This is a genomic window from Candidatus Palauibacter sp. (genome assembly GCF_965222475.1).
Taxonomy (GTDB): Bacteria; Gemmatimonadota; Gemmatimonadetes; order Palauibacterales; family Palauibacteraceae; genus Palauibacter.
The window spans coordinates 28,898-55,675 of record NZ_CBDCUB010000002.1 but is presented as its reverse complement, the minus strand read 5'-3'; the positions used below and the strand labels follow the sequence as shown (position 1 = coordinate 55,675).

Annotated in this window: 15 protein-coding genes, 1 pseudogene and 1 riboswitch; of the genes and pseudogenes, 9 read left to right on the top strand and 7 right to left on the bottom strand. The window is 68.7% G+C overall.

Annotated features, from left to right (window positions below):
• Nucleotides 1-283: 283 nt before the first annotated feature.
• The gene (locus ACOQPP_RS05630) at nucleotides 284-3,082 is read right to left on the bottom strand and encodes a DUF5916 domain-containing protein (RefSeq protein ID WP_419166221.1); all 2,799 of its coding nucleotides are present in this window, start codon (nucleotides 3,080-3,082) and stop codon (nucleotides 284-286) included.
• Between the two features lie 95 nt (nucleotides 3,083-3,177).
• Nucleotides 3,178-3,251, top strand: a riboswitch (SAM riboswitch).
• A gap of 38 nt (nucleotides 3,252-3,289) precedes the next feature.
• Here ACOQPP_RS05630 and metH point away from each other — a divergent pair.
• The 4 genes from metH to ACOQPP_RS05610 all read left to right on the top strand — a co-directional run bounded on the left by metH (nucleotide 3,290) and on the right by ACOQPP_RS05610 (nucleotide 9,596).
• Nucleotides 3,290-7,033, top strand: coding sequence for a methionine synthase (gene metH / locus ACOQPP_RS05625; protein WP_419166222.1), 3,744 nt, complete (start codon nucleotides 3,290-3,292; stop codon nucleotides 7,031-7,033).
• Nucleotides 7,030-8,898, top strand: coding sequence for a bifunctional homocysteine S-methyltransferase/methylenetetrahydrofolate reductase (locus tag ACOQPP_RS05620; protein ID WP_419166223.1), 1,869 nt, complete (start codon nucleotides 7,030-7,032; stop codon nucleotides 8,896-8,898). Before metH ends, ACOQPP_RS05620 begins: the two co-directional genes overlap by 4 nt.
• A 67-nt stretch (nucleotides 8,899-8,965) precedes the next feature.
• Nucleotides 8,966-9,205: a type II toxin-antitoxin system Phd/YefM family antitoxin gene (locus ACOQPP_RS05615; RefSeq protein ID WP_420636000.1), complete on the top strand. Its 240-nt coding sequence runs from the start codon at nucleotides 8,966-8,968 to the stop codon at nucleotides 9,203-9,205.
• A 10-nt stretch (nucleotides 9,206-9,215) separates the two neighbouring features.
• Entirely contained in the window at nucleotides 9,216-9,596 is a 381-nt protein-coding gene (locus ACOQPP_RS05610) for a type II toxin-antitoxin system VapC family toxin (protein ID WP_419166225.1), read from the top strand.
• Between the two features lie 157 nt (nucleotides 9,597-9,753).
• Here the strand turns inward: ACOQPP_RS05610 and ACOQPP_RS05605 are convergent, their stop codons facing one another.
• Nucleotides 9,754-12,237 (bottom strand): tetratricopeptide repeat protein, encoded by a 2,484-nt coding sequence (locus ACOQPP_RS05605; RefSeq protein WP_420635999.1) that lies wholly within the window; start codon nucleotides 12,235-12,237, stop codon nucleotides 9,754-9,756.
• Between the two features lie 202 nt (nucleotides 12,238-12,439).
• Here ACOQPP_RS05605 and ACOQPP_RS05600 point away from each other — a divergent pair, with 202 nt between their 5' ends.
• Both ACOQPP_RS05600 and ACOQPP_RS05595 read left to right on the top strand, forming a co-directional pair.
• Nucleotides 12,440-13,402 (top strand): hypothetical protein, encoded by a 963-nt coding sequence (locus ACOQPP_RS05600; protein WP_419166227.1) that lies wholly within the window; start codon nucleotides 12,440-12,442, stop codon nucleotides 13,400-13,402.
• 4 nt (nucleotides 13,403-13,406) lie between these two features.
• Nucleotides 13,407-14,822 carry an amidase gene (locus tag ACOQPP_RS05595; protein ID WP_420635998.1) on the top strand — a complete coding sequence of 472 codons (1,416 nt, stop codon included), beginning with the start codon at nucleotides 13,407-13,409 and terminating at the stop codon, nucleotides 14,820-14,822.
• Between the two features lies 1 nt (nucleotide 14,823).
• Here ACOQPP_RS05595 and mazF read toward each other — a convergent pair whose 3' ends face one another.
• The 3 genes from mazF to pheA form a co-directional block, all read right to left on the bottom strand.
• Nucleotides 14,824-15,153 carry an endoribonuclease MazF gene (mazF, locus tag ACOQPP_RS05590; RefSeq protein WP_420635997.1) on the bottom strand — a complete coding sequence of 110 codons (330 nt, stop codon included), beginning with the start codon at nucleotides 15,151-15,153 and terminating at the stop codon, nucleotides 14,824-14,826.
• Nucleotides 15,154-15,164: 11 nt separating this feature from the next.
• Nucleotides 15,165-15,299, bottom strand: a complete 135-nt coding sequence (locus tag ACOQPP_RS05585) for a hypothetical protein (protein WP_420635996.1) — start codon at nucleotides 15,297-15,299, stop codon at nucleotides 15,165-15,167.
• A 71-nt stretch (nucleotides 15,300-15,370) separates the two neighbouring features.
• Nucleotides 15,371-16,258: a prephenate dehydratase gene (gene pheA / locus ACOQPP_RS05580; RefSeq protein ID WP_420635995.1), complete on the bottom strand. Its 888-nt coding sequence runs from the start codon at nucleotides 16,256-16,258 to the stop codon at nucleotides 15,371-15,373.
• Nucleotides 16,259-16,441: 183 nt separating this feature from the next.
• On the opposite strand from pheA, the pseudogene ACOQPP_RS05575 reads away from it, so the two are divergent.
• A pseudogene (locus ACOQPP_RS05575) lies at nucleotides 16,442-16,864 on the top strand (6-bladed beta-propeller); the annotation flags it as partial.
• A 657-nt stretch (nucleotides 16,865-17,521) separates the two neighbouring features.
• Here the strand turns inward: ACOQPP_RS05575 and ACOQPP_RS05570 are convergent.
• On the bottom strand, nucleotides 17,522-20,863 hold the full coding sequence (locus ACOQPP_RS05570; protein WP_420635994.1) for an Ig-like domain-containing protein: 3,342 nt from the start codon (nucleotides 20,861-20,863) through the stop codon (nucleotides 17,522-17,524).
• Nucleotides 20,864-21,121: 258 nt separating this feature from the next.
• On the opposite strand from ACOQPP_RS05570, the gene ACOQPP_RS05565 reads away from it, so the two are divergent.
• Together ACOQPP_RS05565 and ACOQPP_RS05560 are read left to right on the top strand one after the other, a co-directional pair.
• Nucleotides 21,122-22,366, top strand: coding sequence for a 6-bladed beta-propeller (locus ACOQPP_RS05565; RefSeq protein ID WP_419166232.1), 1,245 nt, complete (start codon nucleotides 21,122-21,124; stop codon nucleotides 22,364-22,366).
• Nucleotides 22,367-22,455: 89 nt separating this feature from the next.
• Nucleotides 22,456-25,710 carry a VPS10 domain-containing protein gene (locus ACOQPP_RS05560; RefSeq protein ID WP_420635993.1) on the top strand — a complete coding sequence of 1,085 codons (3,255 nt, stop codon included), beginning with the start codon at nucleotides 22,456-22,458 and terminating at the stop codon, nucleotides 25,708-25,710.
• Nucleotides 25,711-25,788: 78 nt separating this feature from the next.
• On the opposite strand, the gene ACOQPP_RS05555 is transcribed toward ACOQPP_RS05560, so the two are convergent.
• A complete protein-coding gene (locus ACOQPP_RS05555; protein ID WP_420635992.1) occupies nucleotides 25,789-26,742 on the bottom strand; it encodes an aldo/keto reductase in 954 nt (317 codons plus the stop codon).
• Nucleotides 26,743-26,778 lie beyond the last annotated feature (36 nt).

The window sequence follows — 26,778 nt, the reverse complement described above, 5'->3', positions numbered from 1 at the left end:
GCGGGAACAGGCCGTCAGCGGCAGCGAAACATCCGCTCCGCCAACCTGCACCCCAAATCAGCCCGTGGCAAAACCCGGCGTGAGCGCCGAGAGCGGTGAGGCGCTCGCCTGACAAGGCGCGACGAGGGAGCATAGCAGCGCTATGTGACCGAGGAGCAACGCAGAGCGAAGCGGTTCAGGCGAGATGGATCGCCGCTCGAACGTAGCCGGGCTTTTGTCGCGGGCTGTCGCCCGTGGCAAGACCCGGCGTGAGCGCCGAGAGCGGTGAGGCGCTCGGCGGGGATCAGATCGAGAGGTAGTGGCTCACCTTTACGATGAAGACGTTCTCCGCCGGCGCCAGGAACAACCCCTCGAGGTCCCGGTTGATGTCGAAGTTGCCGAGCAGGACGCTCTCGCGGCGGGCGTGCTGCCACACGAGGAAGAGTTCCGAACCCGGGCGATACTCCCAGCGGAACACCGCGTTGCCGCGCAGCGAACGGATGTTGAAGTCGCGGTCCCGGGTCGAGTAGTCCAGCACGCCGTCGGTGTTGAAGTCGAAGTAGCGCACGCCGTCGAAGGCGCAGGTCGTCCCGTCCGTGCATCCCGTGACGACGCCGTTGAAGCGGTAGGCCCGCCCCTCGGCATGGTCGAGGAAATCAAACGATCCGGCGGTGGCGAGCTGCCGGTAGCCGCGAAAATCGCCCGAGGAGAGCAGGGGCTGCGCATAGAGCTGGAGGCTCAGGTCGGGCGTGAAGGACACGTTCAGACGGGTCTCCATCGAGAAACTCGTCCGCTGGAGGTCGCCGAACAGATACCGCGTACCGTACGTCGGCCCGTACGTCAGGGTCTCCGTGCGGGTCACGTACTGGGCCCCGTCCCGTCTATTCGAGTAGTTCGGGCCCAGGGAAAACCGCCAGTTGGGAACGGGACGGAACGAGAAGTTCAAGCCGGTATTGAAGTCATGTCCACGTCCCTGTGCCGCCATGCGGTAGGAGAAACGCGGCGACACGTGGAAGGCCCGGCTCCGATCCGTGTTCGCGTCCACGCGGACGTTGAACTCCGCGGGCTCGGTCATGAGCGGCCCCCCGCGCGTCTGCGTGTCGGACTGGCTCTCGGGGGAATACGAGACATTCAGGTTCAGGCCCCAGTTGTTCAGGAAGGTGAACCTTCCGCTCAGCCACGCGGCGCCCGTGTCGTAGGACCGCCGCCAGTTGTCCCGGTCCCGCACTTGCTGGAGCAGCGAATGACGGAAGTTGTGGTAGGTGAAGAGGCTTATGTTGTAGTTGCGGAACAGATCGCCGGGGGTGATGTCCCGATAGCTGATGCGCGCGCCCGCATCGAGCCGTTCCCCGCTGGTCAGGAACCCGAAGTCGTTGACCTCGAAGCCGGGGGTCTGCTGTCCGAACCACGTGCCCCACGTCCAGTGCTCGCCCTCCTTCTCCAGTTGGACCCGCCAGTCGCTCCCGAACATGGAGGTGGCGGTGGAGTCGACCGCCAGGTAGGTGGCGTCGGGACGCTGGAAATAGTGGGTCGGATTGCGCTGCAGCCGCACGAGTGCATCGCTGGAGCCCCGGACGAGGCTGCCCGAGTAGAAGCCCCACAGACGGTAGTCGCGGCCGCGGCGGCCGCCCCACTGATGCTCGAAGTCGAGCCCGAAGCTGAACGCCTGCGACGGCAGGTAATCGAACGATCCGCTGCCCGGAAGCTCTCGCTTCAGCCCGGTGCCGATGACGCCGATCTTGCTCGCGCCGCCGCGCAAATCCTGCTGAAGCCTCAACACGGCGTGCTCGGCCTGCGGCTCGGCCACGAACCGTCCCAGGGAATCCGGCCCCGCGAAGTACGCCTGCCCCATCTCCTGCCCGGTCACCGCCGCCAGCGCGCCGACGGAGAGACCGCCCTGCGTCCGGCCCGTCAGCTTCGCCGCCCCGAGGATGGACGTCAGATGCGGCGTATCGCGGTAGTCTGCCTCGTAGGGCCCGGATCCTCGCGGTTCCCGCCCGATCCGCCGGCTGAAGAAGAGCGCCTTGCCGCCGCCCATCCGGCCGCCGCGCGAGCCGGCGAAAGTGAAGATCTGCGCGTCGCGCACGAAGAACGGGCGCTTCTCCGGGAAGAAGGTCTCGAAGGCGGTGAGGTTGATGACCTCGGGGTCCACTTCGACCTGGCCGAAGTCCGGATAGACTGTCGCGTCGAGGCTGAACGCGGAGCCGATTCCCATGCTCAGGCCCAGGCCCCCGCGCGGCTCCATCTCGCTGCCGTCGAAGAGCGGGTTTCCGATGTCGGCGGGCGCCGTGTGGTACTGGGACACGGCGAACGGCCGCACCTCGAACCGCCGGCTCGAGCGCGCGAGCTGGAGCCCGTCGATCGTGCCGAACTGGCTCACGCGTCCCCGGGCCGTGCGCGACTGGAGGGCGAAGTAGTCCGTTTCGTTGGTCTCGAGACGGCGGCGCTCGAAGTTGATCCCCCAGGTCTGCACGCCGGGCCGGGCTTCGTAGCGGATCTGCGAGAGCGGAATCCGCATCTCGACCGTCCACCCCTGGTCGTCGACCTGCACGGCGGAGTCCCAGATCGCGTCCCAGTTTCCGTCCTCCTGGGTATCGCCGAACAGGTACTTGTCGGTCTCGGCGCCGGCGGCGCTGACCTCGAACTCGTAACCGGTCAGCCCGTCACGGTTCGGATCGAGCGAGAGCTTGAAGGAGTCGAAGGAACCGCGTTCATCCCGGCGGGTGAGGCGCGCCCGGATCACCCTCGGGTCGCTCTCGTACATGCGGGCGGCGACGTAGAGGGCGCCGTCGTCGAACACGACCCGGACCTCGGTCGGCTCGGACGGCTCCGCGCCCTCCAGCGGCACGCCCTGGACGAAGTCGGTGATGATGGGGGCCGGCTGCCACGCGGGATCGTCGAGCCGGCCATCGATCGAGAGTTCGCCCTCGCGGCGTACCGCCTCCACGGCCGCGGGGGCCACGCCCCCGCTGAAGACGGTCGCCACGGCCGCGGTCGGCGAGAGCGACGGTTCCTGCGCCGAGAGCCCCCACCCCGCCCCTGTTATCGCCAGAACCGCGAGGGCGAACGCCACGCGGCCCGCTTCACGTCGTCGCTTGTCCATATGAGGCGAAACACGTCCCTTCGTCACGCTGTTTAACCGCGTGCGCGTGTTCGGTTTCGTCGCGATGGCGGGTGCGCTAGTTTTCGCCCGCCGGAAAATCCGGCCGTGGTGATTTGAGGCAGCTTGCAGCCACGCTAAACAATCGCTAAAGAGCCACGCCCCGGGCGCGATCTTTGGCGACCGGGATTTTTTTTGCGGGTGAGGGCCGTGGCCAACAGTCGTGAGTCGCGCAGCGTACAGATCCGGGAGGCGCTCAAGAGGCGCATCCTGATCATGGACGGTGGCACCGGGACGATGATCCAGGGCCTCGGCCTCGATGAGACGGCCTACCGCTCGGGCCCCCTCGCCGACCACGATCGTCCCCTGGCCGGCAACCACGACGTGCTGTGCCTGACCCGGCCCCGGGATATCGCGTCGCTTCACCGCGCGTACCTGGAGGCCGGCGCCGACTTCATCACGACGAACACCTTCAACGCGCAGGCCATCTCCCAGGCAGACTACGGTATCTCCCCGGAGCACGGGAACGCCCGCCTCATCCACGACCTGAATGTAGCGGCCGCGAGGATCGCCCGGAGGGAAGCGGAGCGCGCAACGCGGCTGGATCCGTCGCGCCCGCGGTTCGTGCTCGGGAGCATGGGACCGACCAACCGGACGGCCTCGCTCTCGCCCGACGTGGAGAACCCGGCCTTCCGTGCGGTCACCTTCGACGGACTGGCCCGCGCCTATCGCGCCCAGGCGGAAGGGCTGATCGAAGGGGGCGCCGACGTGCTGCTCGTGGAGACCGTGTTCGATACGCTGAACGCGAAGGCCGCCATCTTCGGCATCCTCGAACTCGCCGCGGAGCGGGGCGAGGCCATCCCCATCGCGGTCTGCGGCACGATCACGGACCTGTCGGGGCGTACGCTGTCCGGCCAGACCGTGGAGGCGTTCTGGCTCTCGGTCCGCCACGCGGATCCGATCTTCGTCGGGCTCAACTGCGCGCTCGGCGCGGCGGAACTGGACCCGTACGTGGCGGAACTGGCCACCGTCGCCGACGCGCCCGTGAGCTGCTACCCGAACGCGGGGCTGCCGAACGAGTTCGGCGGTTACGACGATACGCCCGAGCACATGTCCGACCTGCTGGGCGACTTTGCGGACCGGGGGCTACTCAACGTCGTGGGTGGGTGCTGCGGCAGCGGGCCCGAGCATATCCGGGCCATCGCGGACCGGATGGACGGAGCGCGGCCGCGGCGGATCCCGGTGCTCGACCCGCTGCCCCGGTTCTCGGGGCTCGAGCCGCTGGTGATCCGGCCGGACACGCTGTTCGTCAATATCGGGGAGCGCACCAACGTCACGGGTTCGGCCCGCTTCAGGCGTCTGATTCGGGAGGACGCGTTCGACGAGGCGGTCGAGGTGGCGCGGGACCAGATGCTCAACGGCGCGCAGCTTCTCGATGTGAACATGGACGAAGGGCTGCTCGACTCCGAAGCCGCCATGACCCGGTTCCTGAACCTGATCGCGGCGGAGCCCGACATCGCGCGCGTGCCGATGGTCGTCGACTCCTCGCGCTGGGAAGTGATCGAGGCCGGGCTCAAGTGCGTCCAGGGCAAGGCCATCGTCAACTCGATCTCACTCAAGGAAGGGGAAGCGGTCTTCCTTGAGCAGGCGGCCCTGATCCGGCGCTACGGGGCGGGGGTCATCGTCATGGCTTTCGACGAGCGGGGTCAGGCCGACACTGTCGATCGCAAGCTCGAGATCTGCCGCCGGGCCTGGAAGCTCCTGCTCGGCGCCGGCTTCCGGTCGGAGGAGATCATCTTCGATCCCAACGTGTTCGCCGTGGGCACCGGGATGGCGGAGCACGACGAATACGGGATCGCCTTCATCGAAGCGGTGCGCCGCATCAAGCGCGAGCTGCCCGGAGCGTCGACCAGCGGCGGAATCAGCAACATCTCCTTCTCCTGGCGGGGGAACGACCAGGTACGCGAAGCCGTGCACACGGCGTTTCTGTACCATGCGATCGCGGCCGGTCTCGACATGGGGATCGTCAACGCCGGCCGGCTCCCCCTGTACGACGACATCGCCCCCGAGCTTCTCGAGGCGGTGGAAGATGTGCTGCTCGCCCGGCGTCCCGACGCGACGGAGCGGCTCACGGATCTCGCCGGGCGGATCGGCGAACAGGGGGTGCGGACCCGGGTGGACGACGCCTGGCGGTCACGGGGCGTCGAGGAGCGGCTCGAGCACGCGCTCGTGGAAGGGATCGTCGAGTACATAGAGGAGGACGCCGAGGAGGCCCGTCTCGGGTACGCCCGCGCGCTCGACGTGATCGAGGGTCCGCTGATGGCCGGAATGAACCGGGTGGGCGACCTGTTCGGCAGCGGCCGCATGTTCCTGCCGCAGGTGGTCAAATCCGCGCGCGTCATGAAGCGGGCCGTGGCGTTTCTCGTCCCCCACCTCGAGGCCGAAAAGCAGGCCACCGCTGAAGGGAGGCGTGCGGCCGCGGCACGAAAGGGGAAGGGGACGATCCTCCTCGCCACGGTCAAGGGAGACGTGCACGACATCGGGAAGAACATCGTCGGCGTGGTGCTCGAGTGTAACGGCTACGACACGCTGGACCTCGGCGTCATGGTGCCTCCGGAGCGGATCCTCTCGGAGGCCCGGTCGCACCGTGTGGACATCATCGGCCTCAGCGGTCTCATCACGCCGTCGCTGGACGAGATGGTGCGGGTGGCGAGCGAGATGGAGCGGCAGGGGTTCGACGTGCCGCTCCTGATCGGCGGGGCCACGACCTCCCGGAAGCACACCGCCGTGAAGATCGAGGAACGCTACTCCGGCGCGACCATGCACGTGCTCGACGCGTCCCGGGCCGTCGGGGTGGTGGGGAAGCTGCTGAGCGACGACCGGAGGACCGCGTTCGTCGAGGAGACACGGGCCGAGTACCGGCGCATCCGCGCCGAGTTCAGGGACCGGCAGCGACCACTCGCCTCGCTCGCGGCCGCGAGAGCGAACCGGCTCTCGATCGACGCGCGCCGGCCCGTCGTGACGCCGCGCGAGCCGGGGGTCCGCGTCTACGACCCGTTCCCGCTGGAGGAGCTCGTCGACTACATCGACTGGACGCCCTTCTTCCAGGCCTGGGAGATGAAGGGGCGCTTCCCGGGTCTGCTCGATCACCCGGTGCGCGGCGCGGCGGCACGCGAATTGTACGACGATGCCCGGCGGCTCCTGGATCGCATCGTGCGCGACGGGTCGCTGACGGCCCGGGCGGCCGCGGGGCTGTATCCGGCGAATGCCCGGGGCGACGACATCGTCCTCTTTTCGGCCGATCGCGGTCGCGAACTGCTGACGGTGCCGCATCTCCGGCAGCAGATGGACCGGTCGTCGGGTCCGAACGTCTGTCTGGCCGACTTCGTTGCCCGGGAAGCGAGCGGCGTGGCGGACTGGAACGGAGGGTTCGCGGTCACCGCCGGGATCGGGCTCGAGGCGCTGTGCGCGCGCTTCGAGGCGGAGGCGGACGACTACGGGAGCATCCTCGCCAAATCGCTCGCCGACCGCCTGGCCGAGGCGCTGGCCGAACGCCTGCACGAGATCGTGCGGACGGAGCTGTGGGGGTACGCGCCGGAAGAGAAGCTCGACCACGCGGCGCGGATCGCGGAGGCGTACGTCGGGATCCGGCCGGCGCCGGGATATCCCGCCTGTCCCGACCATTCGCAGAAGGCGCTGCTGTTCGATCTGCTCGGCGTGGAGCGGCGCCTCGGAATCTCGCTCACGGAGAACTACGCGATGCTGCCGACCGCATCGGTGAGCGGGTGGTACTTCGCGCGACCGGAGGCGCGGTACTTCGGTCTGGGCCGCATCGGTCGCGACCAGGTGGAGGACTACGCGGAGCGGAGCGGGGTCTCGCTCGAGGAGGCGGAGCGGCGGCTGTCGCCCAACCTTGCCTACGACCGCGAGGTCGCGCTGGAGGCAGCGGGATGAGCGCGCGGCTGCGGGAGTGGATCGAGGGGGATGCCGTCCATGTCATCGATGGCGCGATGGGCACGGTGCTTTACGAGCGCGGCGTGTTCGTCAACCAGTGCTACGATGAACTGAACCTTACGCAGCCCGATCTGGTCCTCGGGGTCCACGCGGACTACGTGCGCGCCGGGGCGCAGTTGGTCGAGACGAACACCTTCGGCGCGAACCCGGTCAAGCTGGAGGCGTTCGGGCTGGACGGCTCCACGGAGGAGATCAACGTGGCGGCCGCGCGGCTCGCCCGGCAGGCGGCGGGCGAGCGGGCGGAGGTGCTGGGGGCGATCGGGCCGCTCGGCATCCGGATCGAACCGTGGGGCCCCACCTCCGTCGACGAGGCCGCGGCGCTGTTCGGTCGCCAGGTCGCCGGCCTCGCGGAGGGCGGGGTCGACGGCTTCATCCTCGAAACGTTTTCCGATCTCGACGAACTGCTGCAGGCGCTGCGGGCGGTGCGGCGCGTGGCGGGCGACGCGCCCGTCTTCGCCCAGATGACGTTCGGCGAAGAGGGGTACACGGCGTACGGCGCGCCCGTCGAGGCGGCGGCGCGGACGCTGGACGAAGCGGGGGCGGACGTGATCGGGCTCAACTGCTCGGTGGGGCCGTCGGCCATGCTGTTCGGGATCGAGCGCATGGCCGCCGCCGCGGAGCGTCCCGTCTCGGCGCTGCCCAACGCGGGGCTGCCGCGCGACATCGGCGACCGGAAGATCTACCTCGCGAGCCCGGAGTACATGGCCCGCTACGCGCGGCGCATGGCCGAGGCCGGGGCCCGCTTCGTGGGGGGCTGCTGTGGCACCGGGCCCGAGCACACGCGTCTGACGGCGACGCTGCTCGGGACCAACTCGCACGAGCCGGTGCGGGTGGCGGTCGCCCGGCCGACCGAACCGGGCGGCGAGCCCACGACCGATCCGCCACCGCTGGCCGATCGCTCGGCCCTCGGACGGAGACTGGCGGCAGGCCGTTTCGTCCGCGCCGTCGAGGTCACGCCGCCGCACGGGTGGGACCCGAGCGAGTTGCTGGCGGGTGCCCGCCGGCTCCGCGACGCGGGTGTGCACACCGTCCACATCGTCGACGGTCCCGCGCACCGGAGCCGGATCGCATCACTGCCCGCCGCCATCGTCATCGAACGCGAGCTGGGCATCGAGACGGTCCCGCACTACGGCTGCCGCGACCGCAACATGCTCGGCATGCTGAGCGATCTGCTCGGCGCCGCCGCGGCCGGTCTCCGCAACCTGCTGCTCATCACCGGCGACCCGCCCCGCGGCGGCCCCTACGACACCGGCGGCGTGTACGACATCGACAGCATCGGCCTCACGAACGTCGTCCAGCAGTTGAACCTCGGCCTCGACCCGGGCGGCAGCTCGATCGGCTCCCCCACCTCGTTCGTGAAGGGTGTGGCCGTGAACCCCGGCGCTCTCGATCCGGAAGAGGAGATCCGCCGCTTCGCCTGGAAGGCGGAGGCGGGCGCGGACTTCGCGGTCACCCAGCCGGCCTTCGACCCCGAGGCGTTCCTTGCCTTCGTCCGCACGATCGAGGAGTTCGGCGTGCCGATCCTCGTCGGCCTGTGGCCGCCGTTGTCACTCGAGAACGCGGAGTTCCTGGCCCACGAGGTGCCCGGCGTCGACGTTCCGACCGCCGTTCTCGACCGCATGGCCGCGGCCCGGAACCGGGGAGGGGAGGCGGCCGCTCGCGAGGGCATCGCCATCGCCCGCGAGATGCTGGACGCCGTACGCGCCCACGTGGCCGGCGCTCTCGTCAGCACCCCCGGCGACCAGGTCGACCGCGCCGCCGCCGTGTTGATTGATGGTGAGCTTGATACCCGGCGAGAATCTTGACACGACCCCCTGATCGGGTGAGACTTAGTCGGACTTAGCCAAGGCGGGCTCGATGGTGAAAGTGAACATGCACGAAGCCAAATCACAGCTCTCTCGCCTCGGCAGGCTGGCTTGGGCGGGCGAGGAGATCGTCATCGCGAGAGCCGGTGAGCCGTACCTGCGGCTGGAGCCGTACCGGGAGCCTCTGCGGGAACGGAAGCTTGGGGGGCTGGAGGGAAAGATCCGGCTGTCCGAAGACTTCGACGAACCCGATCAGGAACTCATGGTGCCGATGGAAAGCTCGAAGATCTTCCCGGACGAGGACTAGCAGTCCGCCTGTGAGACGTCTCCTTCTGGACACGCACGTGTTCCTGTGGTGTCTGTCCGATGTCGCGCGGATTTCGGATCTTGCCCGCTCCGCGATCGTCGATCCCCGCAACGAGGTCTTTGTGAGCGCGATCACGGGGTGGGAAATCGAGGCCAAGAGAGCGAAGGGACGCCTTGACGCTCCCGAAGGGCTGTCCACGCTGGTAGAGAAGAGAGGATTCACGCATCTGCCGCTGGAGTTCCGGCATGCCGAAGAGGCGGCCCGGTTCCCGGTTTTGCACCGCGATCCGTTCGATCGGTTCCTGGTCGCCCAGGCTCGCGCGGAGGGGCTGACGCTCGTGACCGGAGACCGCCGCGTTCTCCAATACAACGTCCCCACGATGGCCATTTGACTCCAGCGGCCCCCCGGCGGCCAGGTCGACCGCGCGGCAGCGCACCGAAGACGACGCAGGTGTCAAGTAATCCTTGACTACTCGCGGCGGGCGCTGTGCCAACTTGTAAGCAACGCTTACAGGTTCGAACCGCCTGTCAGGCGCCCCCGCGCCAAGGTCAGGCGATCCGGCCGGAGTGCAGCGGGAGCGCCTCGGCCGCACCAACGAAGAATGCTACTTGGCCCTCCTCGTGGTCGTCGAGAAGCTTTGAGGGAATGTCGGGGTCGTTCTTGAGAAATTGCATCGTCTCCGAATCGGCTGTGGTTCCTGGGCTGATTGAGGCGGCCAGTGCCTGGCCCGTCGGCCTCAGTTTGTCGAGTTCGGCGAGCAAGGCGCGGGCCTCGCGCGCGGGCTCGAACGATTCGTCTGCGGACTCCCACGCGGCGAGCGCGCTCCGCAGGTGCTCCACCGCGCCCGCGGCGTCACCTCGGGCTTCCAGCACCAGGGCCATCTCCAGGTGCGCCCGCGGATCGGCCGGTCTGAGGCGCAGCGCTTCCCTCAACTCCTCTTCGGCCTCGTCCGGACGGCCCGCCTTCCGCAGCGCCCGTCCGGTTCGGCGGTGTAAGTTGCGGCCGGGATCCTGCGCCATCGCATCCCGGTAGTTCGCGACGGCCGCGTCGTAGTTCCCGTCGAGTTCCTCGATCCGCCCCAGGTCGCCGGTCAGGGCGGGGCGCAGCACGCCGAAATCCGCCGCTTCCATCGCGTCGAGCGCGGCGTGGTGAGCGCCTCGGGCCGCGTCGATGTCCTCCGCCCCGAGGGCGATATGAACCTGCCAGTGGGGGACGTGGTACTCGCTCAACGGCGGCTGAAGCTGAGAACGCAGCTCTTCGAACAGGGCGACGGCGTCGTCGTACCGGCCCGCATCGAGATAAAGGTCGATGTCGGAGAACCGGCGCTGAACGACCTGCATCGGCGTCTCCGCCGGGGAGATCTCGTCGAACCAGGCGTCGGCCATCCCGATCGCTTCTTCCATCTCTCCCCGGAACCTGTAGTACTCCCGCAGACCCTCCAGGGCGGCGGCCCTCTGCACCGGCGTGCGAGCCGCCTCCAGCGCCCCCTCATACCCCGAGAGAGCGCTCTCGAACTCCCCCACACCAAGGTCCAGCGAAGCGAGTTCGCCCAGCAGTTCCGGCATCCGGGGCTCCATGATGATGGCCCGGTCCAGATAGTCGCGCGCGCTGTCGTGATCACCGCGTCTCCGCTGAATCCGGGCCAGGTCCAGGTAGCCGCTGTAGTCCTCCGGAAACCTCTCCACGTATTGCCCGAGCGCCTCCAGCGCCCGGTCGATGTCCCCGAGTTCCACGTGCGCCTGGGCCAGAGCCCTGAGCAGAGAATGTTCGGTCGGATTCAGCCGGTACAGCGTCCCGAGTGTCCCGACCATTTCCTTCCAATCTCCCCTCAGCAGCTGCACCCCGATGTATTTTCGGAGGGCCGCCGGATCCTCGGGATGGAGTTCGGCCCACATCTCGAGGACGGCCCACGCCTTCTCCGGCTGCTGCATCATGAAGTAGTAGTCCGACTTGATCCCGAAGCGCATGCGTTCCGGGAGCCGGTAGAGGTGGTCCATGGCCGCCTGAATCGGGGCGACGGCTTCTCCGGGACGGTTGACGCTCAGGAGCAGCACGGCCAGCTGGTACTGAGCTATCGTGAACGTGGGATCGAGGGCCGTCGCGGCGCTCAACCCCGCCACGGCAGCGTCCAGATCCGGCGGATTGGTGAGCAGCTTCGGATAGCTCTGGCCGAAGGCCTCCCACGCCGCGTCATTCCCGGTCAGCCGTTCCCGCACCGCGAGGTCTTCGACCTCGTCGCGGTCGGGGATCTCCAGTGCGTCGGCGAGAGCCTCCGACATCTCGTCGATGAGCGCCAGATAATCGGGCCCCTCGTGGACCGTTTCGCTGACCTGCGAGCCACTCGCCGCGTCGTGCAGAGTGAGCGTGAGGCGATATTGGTCCTCCACATCTTCGATCGTGCCACCGACGATGAAGGCGGAGTGGAACTCCGCCGCGACCTCGCGCTTGAGTGAAAGGGGTATGTCTCTCAGGGCCGGAAAACCGAGTTCCGCCAGCCGCTGCATGAACGCGGCAAAGAGAAGCGGCTCGAAGAAGTCGTCCGCGGCCAGGTCCAGTTCGAGCACCAGCGGAGCCATGTACGTGAGCCAGGCCTCCTCCTCGTCCAGGCCGGGTCCCGCGTCGAACGGGAAGAGAGCCGTCCGCTTGCGGAACTCCGCCTTCGGCACCACGCGTTCGACGGTCTCGCCGTCCTCCGTCTCGACGGACACCGCCGTGGTCGCCGCCCCCAGATCCTGGCCGCCGAAGAGAAGAAGCAGGACCGTCGCCGCGACGGCGAGGTTCGCGGGAATCCCGATCTTCTCCGCCAGCGGCACCTCGTCGCGGCCCTGTCGGCCGTGGAACCACGCGAGCATGGCCACGCTCGGCAGGAGGAGCAGGACCGCCGTCAGGACGACTCTCGTCCAATGCGGCGAGAGGAGGAATTCGTCGACCATGAAAGCGGTGAACTCGACGAGTGCGAAGGAGCCGCCCGCGTAGATGACGAGCACGTGGGGGACACGGCGCTCGAACAGGTTCCTGGCCAGACTCGCCATAGACGATCTCCTCACCGGGGATACTCGGCCGGGGCGACCGTCCGAGGTACCGAAGTTTGGGCCGCTGGCGGATGCCCGCGCAACTTGCGGGAAGCCCCGCAGGCGAGAGGCTGCGGGACCGCCACGAGGCGGAAAGGGTATCGGCGGCCACAGGGAGTCGGCGCAGACCTTCGGGAACTTCGGACACAGGACTGGAATCGATATGAGAATTGCCCGCTCTGACCTTGGGCGTGCCCTCGTGGCCGGGATGTTCGCCGGGGCCGCTCTCTTCGCGGCCTCGGACGCTTCCGCGCAATGGACGCGGGGTTTCTATCTCTCGATGGACGTGGGTCTCTCCCAGGGGGCGAACACCGAGGCGGCCCTGTCGGGACCCAACAGCCCGACGCGTTGCGACCGGCTGCTGTACCCGAGTCTGACGGACGCGCCCACGGACACGGCCTGCCTCGCCGGCACCGAATTCGGAGGGCTGTATTCCCATGCCCCGGAGGCGGGTCTGGGCGGCAGCGTTGCGGTCGGGTACGGTTTCGGGGCCTTGAGCGTCGAGGTCGAACTCTTCCAGCGGCATCAGATCATCCACAATACGCTGTTCACGTTGGGGGACGCCTCGGGCGCCGTGATCACCGGCAAGGACACGGAGTGGAGCGCGGACCGCCCGCCCTGGGGCGACATCTCGGAGTTCCGGGGGCGGCAGTTCTTCGCCAACGTCTACTACGCCTTCCGCAACCCGAGCCGCCTGACCCCCTACGTCGGCGTCGGGGGAGGGATGTCGCAGCTCGACTTCCGCTACTACCTCGGTTTCGCCCGCAAGTCGATCGTGGAAGGCTACCTCGAGGTCTTCGGGGGGGACCGCGCGAACCCCGGCGCCTCGCCCGACTGGCAGCGCGCCGCGGCGGGAACGGTCAGCGAACTGACGGTGGACGTGGCCGCGCCCGACCTGGGCTTCCAACTCCTCGGCGGGGTGGACTTCGCCTTCTCGCCCCGCGCCTCGCTGGGCCTCAAGGGCCGCTGGGTTCGGGTTCCCGACGTCGGCGTGGATGCGCAGTGGACGACGGTCCGCAGCCACGCGCCGGTTCACGCGGACGGCACGACGCCCTTCGTCTCCACGCTCGATTTCTCGAAGCTGGGGCACTGGGCGATCAGCGCCAGCCTGAAGTACGTGCTCTAACGCGGTGAGTCGGCTGGCGCTTCAACGGGTCGCGGCGAACGTCCGGCGCGGCGACGGGGTCGCGCGACGGGAGGCCGAGGCGGCGATTCGGTGTCACGAGGCGAGCGATCTTGGCGCGTACATCGCCTTCGACCCCGAGGCGCTCCGGGAGCAGGCGGACGCCATCGACGCGGCGGTCTCTCGTGGCGAGGACCCGGGCCCGCTCGCCGGCATCGCGACCTCAGTCAAGGACCTTTACGCGCTCGACGGAACCCCGCTCCACGCCGGGTCGAAGCGACCGCTCCCGGCGTGGCCCGAGGGATTCCTCGTCCAGTCGCTCCGACGTCTGGGCGCCGTGTTCACCGGGAAGGCGCACACGGTCGAGTTCGCGTTCGGGGCGGTCGGGCTGAACCCCAACACGGGGACCCCCGTCAACCCGTGGGACCCCGCCGAGCACCGTGCCCCTGGCGGGTCGTCGGCGGGCGCGGGCGTAAGCCTGTGGGAAGGATCGGCCCGGATCGCCCTCGGTTCGGACACGGGCGGCTCCATCCGCATCCCCGCCTCGGCGACCGGCGTGGTCGGCATGCGCTCGACGACGGGCCGCTGGCCGACGACGGGCGTCGTCCCCCTCAGTACGACGCTCGACACGGTGGGGCTCCTCACCCACACCGTAGAGGATCTCCGGTACGCTTTTCGCGCCCTCGACCCGCTGGCGGGGCACGCGGGGGAAACCGCGGATGCGGCGCCGGAGGGGGTTTCGGGGCTGCGGATCGGCGTCCCCGCGTCCCGCCTCTGGACGGACGCAGAACCCGGGATTGCGGCGGTCGTCCAGGGCGCCCTCGACGAGCTGAGCGCGGCCGGCGCCACCCTCCTCGAGATCGACGCGCCCGAACTCGACGAAGCCGGGGAGCGCTACTTCGACGGCAGGATCGTGCAACCGGAGTTCCTGGGATTCCTCGAGCGAGAACTGTCGGAGTGGATTCCGCTTCTACACTCGATCATCGGCAAGCGGCTGGGGGCGGCGGGCGACGTGCGCGCGACGGACTATCTGGCCGCCCTCGACGGGCGCCGCCGCCTCTCGGCGCGCGTCCACACACGACTGGCCGCCGAGCGCGTCGACCTTCTGGCGACGCCCACCCTCCCGATCGCGCCGCCGCCGCTCGCGGCGCTGTCGCGCTTGGGCGCCTATCGCGACGCGAACCGTCTCATGCTCTCCGGGACGTGCCCCGCGAGCATGCTCGACCTGTGCGCGATCAGTCTCCCCGCCGGGCTCGACGGAGAGGGCATGCCCGTCGGCCTTCAGCTGATGGGCCCGGCCGGTTCGGACCTCACGATCCTCCGCCAGGCCGCCGTTGTGGAGTCCGTCCTCGGTACGAACCTGACGCGGCTGGGCACGCCGCCCCGGGTCAGGGCATCATCTCGCGCCGAACTGCGAGAGTGACTTAGGGCCGGCCGAACAGGACCGAGAGTTTGGCCAGAACTTCACCCACCAGGGCCGGCGGGGCCTTGCATACATACCGCGTTCGTCGGGCGTGCCAGTCCAGGCTCTTCGCCTGGTCGGCCAGCACGACTCCGGCAACCTCTCCCGTTGCGGGAAGCGCAACTTCGAAGGGATAGCCCTTCCGCCGTGACTTGATGGGACAGAAGAGCGCCAGGCCGCTCTTGCGGTTGTAGGCTCCGGGGCTGAGAACGAGTGCGGGCCGATGTCCGGCCTGCTCGTGGCCGGCCTGTGGCGTGAAGGCAAGCCATACGAGATCCCCGGCGTCAGGCACATGTGGTGGTTCTACCACGCCTCCCTGCCTCGCGCGGGTCCCGTGTCGACCTCCTCGTGTAGCGTCTCCGGCGACATCCGGGCCAACATCTCGTCGAGGTCATGGGCGTCCTTCCGCATCACCAACCGGTCGCAACGCGGCACCATCTCGATTCTGGATCCCTCGCGGACACCCCATTGCTCCGCCACCGGCTTCGGAATGCGAAAACGGTTGGGAGTCAAGAGGAGGCGCGGGGGTAGGAGCCAAGGATCTTGAAGAACGACGCGCGGGCGCGGATGCTCTCGAGCGCCTCCGCCACGACGGGATCTTCGCGGTGTCCTTCCATGTCGATGAGGAAGATGTACTGCCCGAGGCTGCTCTTCGCGGGTCGTGATTCGATCTTGTGCATATTGATCCGCCGGTCCGCCAGTTCACCGAGCACTCCGTGGAGTGTGCCGGGTCCGTCGGCGGAGAAATCGAAGCAGATCGACGTCTTGTCCCTCCCCGTGGGCTTCGCGTCCTCGCGCCCCAGCACGACGAAGCGGGTGCGGTTGTTCGGCACGTCCTCGATGTCGGCGGCCGCCACGAAGGCACCCAGCACCGTGGCGGCCCGTCGGCTTGAAATCGCGGCGGCCGGGCGCCCGCCGGCCTTCATGTCGTGTACCGCGCTGACCGTGCTCAGCGAGGCCACCGGCTCCACCCCGGGCAGATGCCGCGCGAGGTAGCCCCGGCACTGCGCGATCGCTTGGGGGTGCGAATAGACGACCCTCACCTCTTCCGGCACGACTTCCCGCGCCGTCAGGAGGCAGTGGTGGATCGGGAGCACGACTTCCCGACGGATCTTCAGGTCCGTGCGATGCACGAGCAGGTCGGTCGTGAGCGTGACGGCGCCTTCCGTGCTGTTCTCGAGCGGAACGATGGCCTCGTTGACGTCCCCGTCTTCCGCCGCCCGCACCACGCCGGGGATGTCCCCGAACGCGACGCGCACCGCGGCGGGATCGTATTCGACCGCCGCCTCTTCGCTGAACGTCCCCGGCGGGCCGAGATAGCCGAGCCCGACCTGTCCGTCCGTGTTCGCTCGCGCGGATGCCGGGGTCTCCGCTCCCACGTCGCTGGTGTCGTCCATCCGGCAAGATACGCCCTTTGCGCAGAACGCGACGTGAGTCCTGATGGGACAGGAAGCCATTGCCGCCTCGCCGGCGTAGATTCCCGGCCTGGTTTTAGCGGCCGTAGCCGCTGACGTCTGCGGGAGAGGCGAGGAGTGACCCGGATAGATCGAGATCTGCTGCTGCTGGCGGCGCTCGGGGCGATGACGGCGGGGTGTGACCGAGGCGAGGCGGGCCCCACCCGCACGGTCGTTGTGGACAGCGCCGATGTCGCGATCGTGACGAGCGACCCGCTGAACTCGGACTGGCGCTGCACGGTGGGGGATCAGCCGTTCTTCGCGGTGGGCGACGCTCTCGGCGACGAGCGATACGAGTTCTACAACGTGCGGGGAATGGCCCGGCTCTCCGACGGCGCGGTGGCGATCATCGACCGGCGGGACCAGCGCGTCCGAATCTTCAGCGAGACCGGCGAGTTCGTGCGTTCGATGGGCAGGCGTGGCGAGGGACCGGGCGAGTTCCGCAATCCCCTGTCCATGTGGGCGCTCCCCGGGGATACCCTGTGGGTGAGCGACTATCGGCCGCAGCGCTTCCTCGTCTTCACCGCGGACGGCGAATTCGTCCGCCTGGTCACGCTGGATCCTCTCTACGCGAACCCGAGCCGGGGCGGCGGCGTGTTGTCGAACGGGTTCTCGGTCGACGTGCGCGAGGAAGGGGGCGGGTACGACTACCGGACTCCGACCGGGACCCTGATGGTCCTGGCCGGTCCGCGCTCCGGGCCTCCCACCGGATCCATCAACCTGACACTCGGCCCCCTCTTCCAGGCGACACCGTCCATCGATGCGAACGACGTGACGATCGCGATCGCCAACGGGAGAGATCCGGAAGTCCGGTTCCGACGGAGGCTGACGGGCCGCCTTCCGCCGCCGCTCAATCCGCGTCTATCTTCGGCGGACGATCAGCCGCCGTCGTTGACTACGCCCGGAGCCTCGCCCCGCATCCCGTGTCTCCTCTCCTTGCTGCTGGCGCTCTCCCTCCTCACACCGTTCGCCGGTCTTGGCCACCCGAGCCCGCTGGCGGCGCAGCAAGTCGCCCGGGGAGCGGTCACGCTCGACTCCGCCTTTCTGGCAGGATACCGCTGGCGGAACCTCGACCCCGACTGGGGTGGGCGCTCCATCGCTCGTGGGCGGGGTCATCGGACGGCCGCGGGAGAGGTGCTTCGGCGTTTATCCGGCGACCATAAGCTGCCCGCGCCGAGGCGGCACACGGTTCGGCGCGGGCCGGGTCTACGGTCGCCAGGCCTCGGGCCCGGGAATCCCCCGGCTGAACAGGGTCTCGAGCCCCGGCTCGGACGAGAGGACGGTCGCTTCTGCGGAGCCGCCGACGAGCGCCGCGGGCGGAAGGTCGCGCAGGAATCCCCGCACGTGGCCGCTCACCGGATCCAGCAGGATCGCCATGGGGCGGTCGGTGTCCCCATCGAGCGTCGCGCTCCCGTCACGTCCCGTGAGCGTGATGCTCGCCAAGTGCCCGGGCCAGGCTGGAGCGGCCGGCAGGGCGAACGCGAAGGACGATCCGCCGTCGCCGTCCGCCGTCTCGGCCATGTCGAAGCGGAATGAGAACAACTCACGCCCTCCCGCATCCCGCCCGGTGATCTCGTGCCCGCCGCCGGACAGGGGTAGGCTCGGCGGCGCGTTGACGAAGAAAGCGGGTTCCAGATACGGCTGACCCTCGCCGTCGACCCCTCCCCACACAAGGAGGGTCGCGGCCGCGGGTCCGGAAGACGCTTGCGGCGTACCCTCGAGGGAGGTTCGGTAACCGAGCGCGTTTGAGAAGTGAAACTCGCTGATCCATGGCGGATGGCAGTAGGACATCAGATCGAAGGTGCCCGGCGCGACGAGTTCTCCGCTGCGGGCGTCGTACCCCCAGACCCCGATCGACCCGTCCGAATAGGGGTAACTCGTGTCGGGACTGGAGGCACCGCCGCACGGCGCGTGGTCCAGGTTAAACTCATGCCCAAGCTCGTGCGCCACGACACGGGCGAAGGGTGTGCCGAAGATGACGCCATCGCCTCCCGACAGGCCCGCCGAGCCCCGGATCTGGGAGCTCATCGTGGCCCACCAGTAGCCGGCGCCCCCCTCGACCGCGCGGATCGCCCGTGCCTCGCCCATAAGCTCAAAAGGTACGTTGGTAGAGGTGACGACCGGCTCGTGTACGCGAAACTCGAAGTCGCGAACGGGCAGGAGATCGCGCGTCATCCAGAACAGACTGTGCTCCGGGCTGAGTTCCGCGGCGAGCTCCAGAATCGCCGAATCCGGCGCGGTGCTCCAGATAAACGGAACCATGGTGAGTTCGAGTGAGGGCATCCGGTGAACGTCGACCGCCATGCGGCCGGTCTCGGGGATCCGTGTCGCGACACCCAGGCCGGGATCCAGAGTCCCGGCCGGATCGACCTCGACCACCATTTCCAGTCCGGGCTGCACGATCTCGCCCGGGATGTTGGCGTTGGCAGACTTTGACAGATCGCCCTCGTCAATCTCGGTCGCGATGGGAGTTGCCTGGCCGGGGATGTCCGCGACATGGCGCTCCACGCCGTCGATGAAGAACGTGGCCCGGACGGGGGGCATGTGGGTGCCGGCGGCGGCGGAGTCCGCGACGAACACCCTCAGCAACGCGGAATCGCCTGCTACGAGGCCGACCGGAAAAGAGCGCGATTGCACCGCCTGCGTCAGATAGACCGGGGCGGGGTTCTCATCTGCGCACGAGGGGATCCGCTTGCGAGGGATTCCATTCAGCCATCGCACGAACGCTGCGTCTCCGGGGGCACAGAGTTCGGTGCCGGTGGCTAACAGTGTCTGGAGTCCGGCCAACGCGCGGAGGCTCAGTGGAAGGGCGCCGGAAAGCCCCGGGTTGAAAGACAGGGTGAGGGAACTGAGACGGGTCATTCCTCCGAACGAGTCAGGGATCGCTCCGGTCAGTCGGTTACCGGACACGTCCACCTGCTGTACGCTGGAGAGTTGTCCCAACTCCGGCGGTATCGGTCCCGTGAGTTGATTGTCGTACAAGTGCAGTGTGACCAGTACGGAAAGACCGCCGAGTTCCGACGGTATCGGCCCGCTCAGACTGTTTTGCTGTAGGCGCAACGTCCGCAGGATGCGGAGATTCCCGAGTGCGGGCGGAATCGGGCCCGTATGGCCCGTGCCGTGGTCGGGATGGGTGCCGAGAAACAAATGCTCAAGCGACTGCAGGTTGCCCAGTTCCGGCGGTATCGGGCCCGTCAATCGGTTTCCATGCAGCCACAGGCTTCGCAGACGGGAGAGTTGTCCGAGTTCGGGCGGAATAGCGCCGTGGACGCCGGGCCCCCGGACCGCCGTCTGGGCGATCACAAGGCTGGTCAGGGCCGAGAGGTCCCCGAGTTCGGGCGGGATGGGGCCCGACAGGTCCGTATAGAGGAGGGTTAGCGTCCGGAGGTTCGACAGGCTCCCGATTTCGGGCGGTATCGGACCCCTCAGCCGGTTTTGGCTAAGGCTCAGGTCGGCCAGCTGCGACAGCGAGCCGACTTCAGGCGGTATCCAACCCATCAACCCGTTGGTGGACAATGACAGTCTCGTGACTCGGCCCCGCTCGTCCGTGGCCACTCCGTGCCAGTCGCGGAGCGGCGCGTCGGTAAGCCAGCCGGAGGCATTCGTCCATTCGGGCCCGCCCGTCGCATGATACAGCACCTCCAGCGCGGCCCGGTCGGGACTGGTGACCGTGATCGTCGACGTGGCGGCAGCCGTCCCGGACGCGACCCTGATGGTCGCGCTCCCCTCGGAGATGCCCGTGACGAGGCCGGTCTCGTCCACCCGCGCCAGGGCCGGGTCGCTCGACGACCAATCGAAGGCCGCGCCCGGCACCGGGCGGCCCTCCGCGTCGAACGCCTCGGCCACCAGCCGCAGGGTGTCTCCCGGGCCGACCGCGGCGGTCTCCGGCGACACGGCCACGGAGGCCGCTTCCTCTCTCACCGAAACGCGTGCCTTGCCCGATGCCTCCCCCACCCGCGCCGTGATTTCGGCCTCCCCCGCCATGAGGGCCCGGACCAGCCCCGCAGAGTCGACAGCCGCAACCGACTCGTCGCTCGACGACCAGTCGAAGGCCGCGTCCGGCACCGGTTGGCCCTCCGCGTCGAACGCCTCGGCCACCAGCCGCAGGGTGTCACCTGCGAGCAGCGTGTCCGCCGCCGGCGTGACCGCGACCGTGTCCGCTCGTTGCGCCACCGTCACGGCCGCGCTGCCCGACGCCGGACCCGCCGTGGCCGTGACCGCCGCCGAGCCGTTGCCCGCAGCCGTCACCAACCCCGAACCGTCCACCCCCACCACGGATTCGTCCGAGCTCGACCACGTGACGACCCCTCCGGACATCGGACGACCGTTCTGGTCGCGCACGTCGGCGGCCAGCCGTGCCGTCGCGCCCAATGCCGCGAACTCGACCGTAGCCGGCGTGACCGCGACCGTCGTCGGCCGCGGTGCGGGAGGAGGCGGCGGGACGGCCGTCGTTGTGGAGTCGCCGCACGAGACCCCGGCGCCCAGAGCCAGGAACAGTGCCAGCGCCGCGCTACGGGGCCGGCGCAGGCGTCTCCTGTCCAGGTTCACGCGGATTTCACGCTGCTCGAGTACCTATTATTAGGTTCGCCCGGGCGGCTCCGGCGTATGTGGCCGATCGGGTCCAAAAACGTCAGGGGGGCATGATCGCTCAAAACATCATCCTAAGCAAGGCGGATGGCGGCGCGCCACACCCTAATCGGGGTGGAGGCGAGGAGGAAGCGGCGGAGTTGCGGTGACCATGACGGGACTCAATCGTCCACGGAGAAAAGCATCTACCGGAACGGAGCAAGAAAAGGGAGGCTCGGCATGACCTTGCTGACGGGAACGCGTCGCAAGTGGCAGTACTTCCTCGTTGCTGCCGTGGTTGTTGCACCGGGCCTCAATCCCACAGAGGTCGAGGCACACGCGCCGCAGTCGGTGGTGGACAGCGCTGGGATCTCGATCGTGACGAGCGACCCTTTCGGCTCCGATCGAGGCTGTACCGTGGGTGACGAGCCTTTCTTCACGGTGGGCGACGCTCTCGGCGACGAGCGGTACGAATTCTACACCCTCCGCGGCATGGCCCGGCTATCCGACGGATCGGTGGCGATCATCGACCGCCGGGACAAGCGGGTCCGCATCTTCAGCGAGGCCGGCGAGTTCCTGCGCTCCATGGGCGGAGAGGGCGAAGGTCCGGGCGAGTTCCGCAATCCCCTGTCCATGTGGGCCCTGCCGGGCGACACGCTGTGGGTGGGCGACTACCGACCCCAGCGGTTCCACGTCTTTTCCCCCGACGGGGAGTTCATTCGAGTCGTTACGCTCGACCCCTTCTACCTGAATCCGAGCCGCGGCGGCGGCGTTCTTTTGAACGGAACCTCCATCAACCTGCGGGAGGACCTCGAGAAAGAAACGGACTTCGGAACCCCGCAGACGCTGTTCGTGGAGGCGCACGGCCCGGACGGCGTCCTTTCCGGAACACTGCTCACGCTCTCAGGACGGCGCATGGGTTCCGTGGAGAGCGCGCCACACTTCAGGTTCGCCCCTCTGTTCGATGCGGGTTCCGATGTCGATGCCGATGGAACGACGATCGCCGTCACCTCGGGGCGGGATCCCGGAGTGCGTGTACTGGACGAGCAGCTTCGCCTGCACCGGATCATCCGGTGGATCGAAGAGGACCGGGAAGTGACCCGGGCCGATGTCAGGGCCTGGCGCGAAGAGTATGTGAGACAGCAGCGCGAGCGTGACTTGGGGGATTTCGCCGAAACCCTTCGGCCGCAGACCGCCGCCCTCCTGAGCGATGAGCGCCCGGTGGCCGACGTCTTCCCCGCAGCCTCTTCCGTGACGGTCGGCCGCGATGGACGTATCTGGGTCCGGCGCTACCCACGGCCGAGAGAGACGACGGGATGGCTGGCCTTCGAACCGGAGGGCGACTTCCTCTGCCACCTGGATCCGGTGCAGGGGCTCCAGGTCTATGAATTCGGCTCCGACTACATCCTGGGGTCGCGACGCGACGCCCTCGACATCGAGTCGGTCGTGATGTACGAACTGATCTCCCCGAACCAGTCGCGCTAAGCGGCGGCCGCCTTCCGCCGGCCGGGAATCCGCGTCTATCTTCGGCGGACGATCAGCCGTCGTCGTCGATTCACGTACGGAGCCTCGACATGAGCCGGATTCCGCGCATTCTCATCTACCTGCTGGCGCCCGTCCTCTTCCTGAGTTCGAGCGATCCACGTCCGCTCGTGGCGCAGGAGGTTGCCACCGGAGCGGTGACCCTCGACTCCGCCTTCCTGGCGGGATACCGCTGGCGGAACCTGGGTCCCGACCGGGGAGGCCGATCCATCGCCGTGAGCGGCGTCGTGGGCCGGCCGCAGGAAGGGTACTTCGGCGCCACCGGCGGCGGGCTGTGGAAGACCACGGACGGGGGCGAGAACTGGGTTCCCGTCACGGACTTCAAGATCAGTTCGGCTTCGGTGGGGGCCGTCGCCGTCTCCGAGACCGACCCGAACCTTGTCTTCATCGGTACGGGCGAGACCTGCATTCGCGGCAACATCATGCCGGGCGACGGGGTCTACCGCAGCCGCGACGGGGGCGAGACGTGGGAGCACGTCGGGTTCTCCGAGTCCCACGGCATCGCCAAGATCCGCATCCATCCCACGGACCCCAACATCGTCTACGTCGCCTCGTTCGGGAAATACGGCGCGCCCAGTGAGGAGCGCGGACTCTTCCGGAGCACGGACGGGGGCGACAGCTGGGAACGCGTGCTGTTCCGCGACGAGCGCACGGGTGCCGTGGACATCGCGCTCGACCGCAACGACCCGAACGTGCTCTACGCGGCGCTGTGGGAGGCGTTCCGGAAGGAGTACACGATGTCGTCGGGCGGCCCCGGGAGCGGGATGTTCAAGAGCACCGACGGGGGCGACACCTGGACGGAGATCACGCGGAACCCCGGCATGCCGGCCGAGGGTGTGGTGGGGCGGATCGGACTCGCCGTCTCGAGCGCCAACTCCGGTCGGGTCTTCGCCCTCTTCGAGCACGCGGACGGGGGGCTCTTCCGCAGCGATGACGGCGGCGAGACGTGGGAACTCGTCAACGACGAGCGCCGCATCCGGCAGCGCGCCTTCTACTACACGCACGTCTTCGCCGACCACCACGATCCGGATGTCGTGTACGTGCAGAACACCTCGCTCTTCCATTCCACGGACGGGGGCGTCACGTACGAGGTGATCAACAACGGGACGCACGGGGACTTCCACGACTTCTGGATCAGCCCGGAGGACCCCGCCCACCTCATCGTGGCCAACGACGGCGGTGGGGCGGTGAGCTTCGACACGGGGCAGCACTGGACCGACCAGGAGTTCTCGACCGCGCAGTTCTACCACGGGGTGACCACGGCCCACGTCCCGTTCCACGTCTGCGGCTCGCAGCAGGACAACAGCACGCTGTGCCTGCCGTCGGCCTGGAACGCGAGCCGCCTCGGCCTCGGCCAGGCGCCGGGGTTCGGCGGCGGGCAGCCCGCGAGCATCACCGAGGGTTCGATGGAGGTCGCGTACCGCGCCGGGGGTGGGGAACCGGGCTACATCGCGCCCGACCCGAAGGATCTCGACATCTTCTTCTCCGGCACGAACAACGGGCGCTACATCGACCGCTTCAACCGGCGGCTCGGCACTTCGCGCGAGGTGAACCCCTACCCGTGGTTCTACTCGGGCGAGCCCGCCAGCGAGATGGTGGAGCGCTGGCAGTGGACCTTCCCCATCATCTTCTCGCAGCTCGACCCGAACGTCCTCTACGCGTCCTCGAACCGGCTCTGGAGGACGACGAACGGGGGCGACGACTGGGAGGCGATCAGCGACGACCTCACGCGCGCCGATCCCATGACGCTGGGGCATTCCGGCGGGCCCATCACCGGAGACATGAACGGGCCTGAGGTGTACGCGACGATCTTCTCGGTCGGGCCCGGCAAGGTGGACATCGACGTCATCTGGGCAGGCTCCGACGACGGGCTCGTGCACGTGACCCGCGACGGTGGCGCGACGTGGACGGACGTGACGCCGCCGGACATGCCGGAGTTCGGGCGCGTGAGCCAGATCGACGCGTCGGCCTTCGAGGCCGGGCGGGCCTACGTCTCCGTGCGGAAACCGCTCCTGAACGACCTCTCGCCCTACATCTGGAAGACGGACGACTACGGGGCGACCTGGACGAAGATCGTGAACGGGATCCGGGGGGACGCCTATGTGCACGCGGTGCGCGAGGACCCGAACCGGGAGGGGCTACTGTACGCGGGGACGCAGCACGGCATGTACGTCTCATACGACGACGGGGCGAACTGGCAGGAACTGAACCCGGGGTTCCCGGACGTGCCGGTGTCGGACGTGATCGTGGAGCACAACGAATTGGCGATCGCCAGCCACGGCCGCGGTTTCTGGGTGCTGGACAACATAGCGCCGCTACGGCAGGCGCGGGCCGGCATGACCGACGAGCCGGCTGTCCTGTTCGATTCCCCGATGGCCTACCGGTCGGCGAACGGAGCGACGCTCTCGTGGTGGCTTGGAGATGCGCCGGACGAGGCTCGGCTCGAGATCCTCGACGCGTCGGGCCAGGTGCTGCGCACATACGAGCCCGCAGCGCGTCCGGACCCGGCGACGGAGGGGGACTCGGCGGCCGCGGAGGGGGACTCGGCAACGGTGGAGGGTGTGGAGCCGGCGCCCCCGGCCCGCGACCGCTGGGCGGGTCCGGCGCTGCCTGCCGAAGCCGGCCTCAACAGGCTGCAGTGGGATCTGCGCACCGATCCGGCCGCGACCTTCCCCGGCATGATCCTGTGGGGCGTGCGGACGATGGCGCCGACCGTGCCGCCGGGGACGTACACGGTGCGTCTGACCGCCGACGGCGAGGTGCGGACGACCGAGGTGGAGGTCGCCCGACACCCGTGGATCGAGGGCGTGACGGACGAGGACATGCAGGAACAGTTCGAGTTCGGGATGCGGATCCGGGCGCGCGTGGACGAGGCCAACTCGGCGGTGATCGCGATCCGGCGCGTGAAAGCGCAGCTCGATGATCGGTTGGAGGCGTCGGACGACGCCGGGCTGGAGGACGCCGCCGACGCCCTGAGGACCGCGGCTTCGGAGGTCGAAGGCAACATCTACCAGGTGCGGAACCGCAGCAATCAGGACCCGCTCAACTTCCCGATCCGGGTGAACAACCGCCTCGCGAATCTGCTCTCGATGTCGGAGCGCGGCGACGGACGCCCGGGGAGCGGCATGTACGAGGTGTTCGAGATCATGGTCGCCGAACTGGAGGGCTACACGGGCCGCCTGCAGGAGGTGTGGGCGAACGAACTCGCGGCGGTGAACCGCGAACTCGAACGCCTGGGGCTCGCGCCGGTGGACCCCGCCGACGAAACGGTCGAACTCGTGTCCTGAGTGGCTGGCGGCCCGGCGGCGACGTTCCCGCGGGAACGCCCCCCCGGGGCTCCGCTCAGCCGACCTGCGGTGGGTCGGTCAGCCGGCCTCGGGCAGCTGGCTCACGTACTCGATCATGCGCGCCTGCTGATCCTCGTCGGGGAGCCGTCCCATGCCGCCGCCGAGGTTGTCGACCATGTGCTCCGCCCTGCTCGTCGCCGGCGTGACCACGGTCACGGCGGGGTGCGCCGCCGCGAACTTGATGAAGAACTGGGCCCACGAATGGGCGTCGAACTCGCTCGCCCACTCCGGCACTTCGCGGTCGCCCACGCGCGACCATAGCCGCGTGCGACCGAACGGGACGTACACGAGCACGCCGATCTTCCGTTCCGCGGCGAGCGCCAGGATCTCCTCGGCCGCGGTCACGTTGTCGACCGCGTAGTCGACTCCGATGAAGTCGAGGGGATAGTCCCGCATGGTCTGCGCAAGCACCGGGTACCGGCGTTCGCTCGTGCTCGTGATCCCGATGTAGCGGACGCGGCCCGCCGCCTTCAGCTCCTCGAGAATCCCCACCTGCACCGGCGGATCCCCCAGGTTGTGGACCTGGATGAGGTCGATGACGGGCACGCCGAAGTACTCGAACGACTGCTCGATCTGGGCCCGCGCCGCAGCGGGGTCTGCGGAGCCGCCGCCCCGCCTGGCCACGTTCACCTTGGTCGCCCAGAAGATGCGCTCGGAGATGCCGAGGTCCTGGCAGATGGCTCCCGCCACCCGCTCGGAGGAGCCGTAGCCGGGAGCGGTGTCGAACACCGAGCCACCGCCGTCGACAAGCGCCTGCATCACCTCTTCGAGCTGCGTGACGTCGTCGCCGCGCGCCACGCGCTGGAAGGTCGCGGAACTGCCGAGGCCGACGATCGGCAGCTCCTCCCCGGTGGAGGGGACGGGCCGCGTGATCATCTCCTGGCCCTGGAAGGCGCGCAGGATGCGGGGGTTGAGGGAGAGGGCCGCGCCCGCGGCGGCGGTGGAAAGGAGCCAGTCGCGTCGAGTGACCATCGGTCGAATCTTCCTCGTGCTGGGGTTGGGCCGAAC

Bases quoted from the DNA above. Each gene is read 5' to 3' on its own strand.
- ACOQPP_RS05630 (WP_419166221.1), bottom strand. From the start codon at position 3,082: ATGGACAAGCGACGACGTGAAGCGGGCCGCGTGGCGTTCGCCCTCGCG.
- ACOQPP_RS05620 (WP_419166223.1), top strand. From the start codon at position 7,030: ATGAGCGCGCGGCTGCGGGAGTGGATCGAGGGGGATGCCGTCCATGTC.
- ACOQPP_RS05615 (WP_420636000.1), top strand. From the start codon at position 8,966: ATGCACGAAGCCAAATCACAGCTCTCTCGCCTCGGCAGGCTGGCTTGG.
- ACOQPP_RS05605 (WP_420635999.1), bottom strand. From the start codon at position 12,237: ATGGCGAGTCTGGCCAGGAACCTGTTCGAGCGCCGTGTCCCCCACGTG.
- ACOQPP_RS05600 (WP_419166227.1), top strand. From the start codon at position 12,440: ATGAGAATTGCCCGCTCTGACCTTGGGCGTGCCCTCGTGGCCGGGATG.
- ACOQPP_RS05585 (WP_420635996.1), bottom strand. From the start codon at position 15,299: ATGGTGCCGCGTTGCGACCGGTTGGTGATGCGGAAGGACGCCCATGAC.
- pheA (WP_420635995.1), bottom strand. From the start codon at position 16,258: ATGGACGACACCAGCGACGTGGGAGCGGAGACCCCGGCATCCGCGCGA.
- ACOQPP_RS05565 (WP_419166232.1), top strand. From the start codon at position 21,122: ATGACCTTGCTGACGGGAACGCGTCGCAAGTGGCAGTACTTCCTCGTT.
- ACOQPP_RS05560 (WP_420635993.1), top strand. From the start codon at position 22,456: ATGAGCCGGATTCCGCGCATTCTCATCTACCTGCTGGCGCCCGTCCTC.
- ACOQPP_RS05555 (WP_420635992.1), bottom strand. From the start codon at position 26,742: ATGGTCACTCGACGCGACTGGCTCCTTTCCACCGCCGCCGCGGGCGCG.